The sequence below is a fragment of the Mesorhizobium sp. M6A.T.Ce.TU.002.03.1.1 genome, from assembly GCF_003997275.1.
Classification (GTDB): domain Bacteria; phylum Pseudomonadota; class Alphaproteobacteria; order Rhizobiales; family Rhizobiaceae; genus Mesorhizobium; species Mesorhizobium mediterraneum.
In genome coordinates this window covers 1-1998 of sequence record NZ_RZTI01000267.1, presented here as the reverse complement: position 1 = coordinate 1998, position 1998 = coordinate 1, and the positions used below count along the sequence as shown (strand labels likewise).

Here is a 1998-nt window from a genome sequence, read left to right as displayed (position 1 = left end):
CCGCAAAGGGCGCTCTAACACTTTAATCTCCGCATCGCGCTTTTTTGAAAATCGAATTGGATTTTCGGGCCGACGCGATCGATCAACCCCTTCGCCAGCAAATCAGTTGGCGACCATAAGGTTCCAACATGAACCGGGCATGAAGATGGCGGATTTCTGGCGGTCTGGAGTTAGAACACTAGCTGGCGGCGAGCCCCAATTCCTTGCGCGCCTGTTTGGTCAGCTTGAGGACGACAAGGCGATGGCTTTCGCACAGATAGTCCTTCAGCGCGTCATCGTCCATGCTTTGGCTTGTCTGGCGCTGGATCCATTTCATGCCGCGTGACGCGAGATAGGGCGCGGGCCGAAGGCCCGGCTGTTCCTTCAAGATGTCATAGGCGATGTCGGAGCATTTGAAGGTGACGAACGGCTCCTTCCCCTCGCTCCAACCGCCGATCGCAAAGACCTTGGCTCCGACCTTCCAGACATGGGCGCCGCCCCACTGGACGACATGGCTCGTTGCAGGCAACGAGGCGCAGAAGCTGTTGTAGTCATCCAGCGTCATCTGCGCCCCCGCCATTTATGCAAGCCGACTCGAAGTCAGGCCGCCGCCTCGGTCGCCACGACCGTCGGCTTCGACCGGAAATTCAACCGGTCGGAACCGGCGGTGACCTTGACGGTCGAGCCGTCGAGGATGTCGCCGAGCAGGATCTTTTCCGCCAGCGGGTCCTGCAACTCCTTCTGCATCACCCGCTTCAGCGGCCGCGCGCCATAGGCCGGATCGTAGCCCTTGGCCGCCAGCCAATCGACCGCCTCCTGGTCCAGCGAAAGCGTGATCTTGCGATCGACAAGCAGGTTTTCCAGCCGCTTGAGCTGGATCTCGACGATGCGGCCCATATCCTGCCGGCGCAGCCGGTGGAACAGGATCACCTCGTCGACGCGGTTGAGGAACTCCGGCCGGAACGACGCCCTGACGACGCTCATCACCTCGTCGCGCACGACATCGACGTCCTGGTTCTCGCCGAGATTGACCAGATATTCGGCGCCGAGGTTCGACGTCATGATGATCAGCGTGTTGCGGAAATCGACCGTGCGGCCCTGCCCGTCGGTCAGCCGGCCGTCATCGAGCACCTGCAGCAGCACGTTGAACACGTCGGGATGCGCCTTCTCGATCTCGTCGAACAGCACGACCTGGTAGGGCCGGCGCCGCACCGCTTCGGTCAGCGCGCCGCCTTCCTCGTAGCCGACATAGCCGGGAGGCGCGCCGATCAGCCGGGCGACCGAGTGCTTCTCCATGAATTCCGACATGTCGATACGCACCATCGCGCTCTCGTCGTCGAACAGGAAGCTGGCGAGCGCCTTGGTCAGCTCGGTCTTGCCGACGCCCGTCGGTCCGAGAAACATGAACGAGCCGATCGGCCGGTTCGGGTCCTGCAGGCCGGCGCGGGCACGGCGCACGGCTTTCGACACGGCCTGCACCGCTTCGCCCTGGCCGACGACTCGCTTGCCGATCTCATCTTCCATGCGCAACAGCTTGTCGCGCTCGCCCTGCAGCATCTTGTCGACCGGAATGCCGGTCCAGCGCGACACGATATGGGCGACATGATCGGGAGTGACCACTTCCTCGACCATGCCGACCTTGCCGTCTTGCGCCTCGGCCTGCGTCAGCTTCTTCTCGAGTTCCGGGATCTTGCCATAGGCCAGCTCGCCGGCGCGCTGGAATTCACCCTTGCGCTGGGCAATGGCGAGCTCGTTGCGTGCCTCGTCGAGCTGTTTCTTCAGGTCGGCGGCGAGCCCGAGCTTCTGCTTCTCGGCCTGCCACTTGGAGGTCAGTTCGGTCGATTCCTCCTCCAGTGCGGAAAGATCCTTTTCGAGGCGGGCAAGCCGATCCTTCGACGCGTCGTCCTTCTCGACTTTCAACGCCTCACGCTCGATCTTGAGCTGCATGATACGGCGGTCGATCTCGTCCCGCGCCTCGGGCTTCGAATCGACCTGCATCCGGAGCCGCGACGCGGCCTC

At 62.8% G+C, this 1998-nt stretch carries 2 protein-coding genes; both read right to left on the bottom strand.

Annotated features, from left to right (window positions below; translation table 11 throughout):
* Positions 1-178: 178 nt before the first annotated feature.
* Positions 179-544 (bottom strand): MmcQ/YjbR family DNA-binding protein, encoded by a 366-nt coding sequence (locus tag EOC93_RS33380; protein ID WP_127206740.1) that lies wholly within the window; start codon positions 542-544, stop codon positions 179-181.
* A 35-nt stretch (positions 545-579) separates the two neighbouring features.
* The coding region (locus tag EOC93_RS33375) for an AAA family ATPase (protein ID WP_127206739.1) at positions 580-1998 on the bottom strand (1419 nt) is incomplete at its 5' end.

Excerpts from the sequence above, each read along its gene's own strand:
- EOC93_RS33380 (WP_127206740.1), bottom strand. The coding sequence starts at position 544 with ATGACGCTGGATGACTACAACAGCTTCTGCGCCTCGTTGCCTGCAACG.